This window comes from Rhodococcus coprophilus NBRC 100603 (assembly GCF_001895045.1).
Taxonomy (GTDB): Bacteria; Actinomycetota; Actinomycetes; order Mycobacteriales; family Mycobacteriaceae; genus Rhodococcus; species Rhodococcus coprophilus.
This window is the reverse complement of sequence record NZ_BDAM01000019.1, coordinates 1-5,008: the sequence shown is the minus strand read 5'-3', so window position 1 is coordinate 5,008 and position 5,008 is coordinate 1. Positions and strand designations below refer to the sequence as shown.

The window sequence follows — 5,008 nt, the reverse complement described above, 5'->3', positions numbered from 1 at the left end:
GACGCGCATCGAGCACAAACAACCGCGTATTCCACTGCGGCGACCCGATCGGCACGGACACCACATCGGACACATCGACAGTGTGATCGGTAACCGACACCGCAGCCTCGGTCGGACCGTACAGATTGTCCAACCGCGCATCATTGCCGGCAAGGAACCGCTGCGCCGTAGACGCAGGCAGAGCCTCACCGATCGCGAGCACCCGGCGCAGAGAAGACGGCAGAACACCGTCCGTGTCCGTCATCAACGCGGCAAGCATCGACGGCACCACATGCAAAGTCGTCACACCCTCCGACGCGACAAGGTCGTTGAGATACACCGGGTCACGATGACCATCCGGCGACGCAACGACCACCCGGCCACCGGACACCAGCGCCGACCAGAACTCCCACACCGACAGATCGAACGTCGCAGCCGTCTTGAGCAACAGAGCATCATCCGGCCCGAGATCGTAGTCAGCCCGCATCCACAGCATTTGATTGACGATCGCCGCATGGGACACCGCCACACCCTTCGGCCGCCCGGTCGAACCCGACGTGAAAATGACGTACGCCGTGTTCTCCGGCCGCAACGGCGCAAGCCGATCGACATCCCTGACCGGCGAGTCGGAGTACCCGTCGAAGTCCGCAGTATCGAGGCGAACGACGACGATCCCGGACCCCACGCCCTCCGGAACACCGAACTCGTCACGCGCAGTGGTCAGCACCACCGTAGGAGCCGCGACCGACAGAATATAGTTCGTGCGCTCCGCCGGCTGATCCGGATCGAGTGGCACATACGCACCACCGGCCTTGGCCACCGCATACATACCCACCAAGAGTTCCACCGACCGCCGCATCGCCAGCGCAACAGTCGATTCCGGCCCCACACCCACAGAGATCAAATGACGCGCAAGCCGGTTCACCCGAGAATCGAATTCCCGATAAGACAGCGACACGCCCTCGAACACGATCGCAGTCGCCGCAGGATCCCGACACACCTGAGCGTCGAACAAATCCACCAACGTCACCGGCGCACCCAGCGGGCGACTCGTGCGGTTCCACTCCTCCAGAACCAGATTCCGCTCCTCGACCCCGAGAATATCGAGGTCCCCCACCGCACGCCCCGGCTCAGCGACGATCTGCTCGAGCACTCGCACGAACCGCTCCGCGATCCCCGCCACCGTCGACCTGTCGAACAGATCCGTCGCGAACGTCAGCACATTACCGATCCCCGCCGCAGACCCGTCCTCGTCGTAACGGTCCGCAGCGACCAGATGCAGGTCGAACTGCGACGTCTGCACCTGCGCATCCACGCCCGACACCGTCAAACCCGGCAGCTCCAGACTCGTCTCCGCCAAGTTCTGGAACGACAACCCCACCTGGAACAGCGGATGCCGTGCGGTAGAACGCTCAGGATTGAGCACCTCGACGATCCGCTCGAACGGAACATCCGCATGCGCAAACGCCTGGAGATCCCGCTCACGCGTCTGCTCCAGCAAAGCATCGAAGGAACCACTCACATCCACATGAGAACGGAACACCAGAGTGTTGACGAACATCCCGATCAAATCGTCGAGCTCCCGACGTCCCCTACCCGCAATCGGCGTGCCGACCGTGATGTCGTCGGTACCCGACAAACGCGCAAGCAACACCGCGAAAGCCGCATGCACCGCCATGAACAGCGTCGAGTTCCGCGAACGCGCGAGCTCGACCAGCTTACGATGCAGATCCGCGTCGATGTCGAACTCGACCCTGTCGCCGACAAAGGACTGTTCCGCAGGCCGTGGCCGGTCGGTCGGCAGGTCCAACTGATCAGGAAGACCCTCCAACGACCGTTCCCAGAACGCGATCTGCTTGGCTGCCAACGACTCCGGATCCGACTCGTCCCCGAGAACCTCACGCTGCCAGATCGAATAATCCGCGTACTGCACCGGAAGCGGCTCCCAGCCGGGCTCGTATCCGCCGGAACGCGCCACATAGGCCGCTACCAGGTCACGGGTCAGTGGTCCCATCGAAGAACCGTCGGCAGAGATGTGATGGACGACGAACGCGACGATGATCTCGTCGTCCCCCACCGCGTACAGGCGAATTCGGATCGGCACCTCGGCGGTGACGTCGAAGCTCGTATTTACCAACTCACGAACGAGACCGGGCAACTGATCCCAGTCCGTCCGGACTGGCTCCAGATCGGGCGCTACCGATGAGACCGGCAACACGATCTGAACGGCACCGTCGTCCGACTCCGGGTAGGAGGTGCGCAGCATTTCGTGTCGTTCGAGCACATCGCGGATGGCTGCCTGCAGGGCAGTGAGATCCAGTCGTCCGCTGAGTCTCAACGCGATCGGCAGGTTGTATGCCGCGGAGTCGGGGTCGAACCGGTTGAGGAACCACATCCGCTGCTGCGCCAGCGACAACGGAACCCGGTCCGGACGCGGCCCGGCGACGAGAGGCACCGTTCCCCCCGAGCCGGCATGTTGCCCGACGTGTGCGGCCAATGCCTCGACGGTCGGTGCGTCGAACAGGGCTCGCACCGGCACCCGAGTGTCGAGCGTCGAGCCCAGCCGTGCGACCACTTGCGTAGCGTTCAGCGAGTTACCACCCATAGCAAAGAAATCATCGTCGAGCCCGACCCGCTCGACGCCCAGCACGTCGGCGAACGTCAACGCCACAATCTCTTCCACCGGGGTCCGTGGCGCCCGGAACTCCCGAGTCTCGAACACCGGCGCGGGCAACGCCTTTCGATCAAGTTTCCCGGAAGTGTTGAGCGGGAACTGGTCGAGGACCACCACAGCGCCCGGCACCATGTACGACGGCAACAACCCCGACACGAACGCGACCAACTCACCACGATCGACAGTGGCCCCCGGAACAGGAACCACGTACCCCGCGAGTTGATCCCCGATGCCCGACGACGACACGACCACCGCAGCCTGGCTGACCGACCCGTGCGCGAGCAACGCACTCTCGATCTCACCCAACTCGATGCGCTGACCCCGGAACTTCACCTGGAAGTCGGTTCGCCCGATGTATTCGAGTTCACCGTCGGCGTTCCACCGGACCAGATCACCCGTGCGATACATCCGATCCCCGGTCGGCCCGAACGGATTCGCCACGAAACGATCCGACGTCAGATCCGGCCGGCGCACATACCCACGCGCCAACTGCACGCCGGCAAGGTACAACTCACCCGGCACCCCCGCCGGCACCGGACGCAGGCGGCCGTCCAGCACGTACACCTGCACGTTCCATTCCGGCACACCGATCGGCACAACATCGACCGATCCCTCCGACGGCGCCTGCCAGAACGTAGCCGACACCGCAGCTTCCGTCGGCCCGTACAAATTGTCGATCCCCGCCGCACTGATACGGCGCACCCCGTCGACCGTCTCCGGCGGCAATGCTTCACCGATGACGAAGATCTCCCGCAACGTGCTGCATGATTCTGCAGCAGCGTGCGCCGCGAACACGGTCAGCATCGACGGCACGAAATCGGTGATCGTCACCTTCTCCCGCGCAATGACCTCCGACAGATATATCGGATCTCGGTGGCCGTCCGGAGTCGCGAGTACCAACTTCGCACCCACACTCAGCGGCATGAAGAACCCCCACAACGACACATCGAACGTCGTCGCCGTCTTCTGGAAGTACACATCCTCCGACGTCATCGCGAACTCGTGCAGCATCCAGTCGATCTGGTTGACGATCGCGCGGTGCGTCACGGCCACGCCCTTGGGCTTGCCAGTCGACCCCGACGTGAAGATGGCGTAGGCCGTGTTGTCCGGGCGGAGCGCGTCCCGCCGCTCCTCGTCACCGATCCGCTCGGCAGAGACCCCCGCGAGATCGAGCCGATCGATCTCCATCGCCTCGACATCTACCCCGGACGGCACCTCGAACCCATCGCGGGCCGTCGTCACCACACACACCGGGGCAGCAATATCGAGCACATGCCGGATGCGATCGGCCGGATGATCCGGATCGATCGGCACATACGCGCCGCCCGCCCGCACGATCGCATACATCCCCACCAACAGATCCAACGACCGGCGCACCGCCAACCCCACCGTCGTCTCCGGACCCACACCCCGCGAGATCAGATAACGCGCAACCCGATTGACCCGCGCATCGAACTCGCCGTACGTCAACGACACGCCCTCGAACACCACCGCCACCGCATCCGGCGACGCAGCGACCTGCGCATCGAACCGATCCAGCAACGTCGACTCCGGCACCGGACGCGCCGTATCGTTCCACCGCTCGAGCACCGTCACCCGCTCATCGGCGCCCAGCAGATCGATATCCCCCACCCGCCGCGACGGATCGGCCACCACCGCCTCGAGGATCCGCACGAACCGCTCCGCGAACCCCTGAACCGTCGAAGCATCGAAAAGCTCGGTCGCGTAGGTGAACTCGACGCCGAATCCCTGCGACTGCTCACCCGACCCGACCAGATCGGTGACGGTCACCTGAAGATCGAACTTCGCGACCCGGACATCGACATCCACACCCGAGACACTCAACCCGGGCAGTTCGAGATGCGCGTCCGCCATATTCTGGAACGTCAGCATCACCTGGAACAACGGATGACGCGCCTGCGAACGCGCAGGATCGAGCACCTCCACCAACCGCTCGAACGGCACATCCGCATGCGCAAAAGCCTCGAGATCCACGTCGCGCACGGCATCGAGGAACTCCCCGAACGGGACAGCCCCGTCGACCGACGTCCGCAACACCAACGTATTGACGAACATCCCCACCAGATCATCGAGCGCAGCCTCACCGCGACCCGCGATCGGGGTGCCGATCGCAACATCGGACTGTGCACCCAACCGCGACAGCAACACCGCGAGAGCGGCATGCACCACCATGAATTCCGTTGCACCACTGCGACGGGCAAGATCGGTGATACCCGCACGGATACGCCGATCGATCACGAAACCGTGCGACGCACCCCGGTAACTCGACACCACCGGACGAGGCCGATCGGACGGCAACGTCGACTCTTCAGGAAGGTCCGCGAGGGTGGTGCT

Annotated in this window: 1 protein-coding gene; it reads right to left on the bottom strand. The window is 64.0% G+C overall.

Annotated elements, in window-relative coordinates; translation table 11 throughout:
• Positions 1 to 5,008 (bottom strand): non-ribosomal peptide synthetase (locus RDCOP1_RS21045; RefSeq protein ID WP_143152207.1); only part of this gene is annotated, 5,008 nt, incomplete at both ends.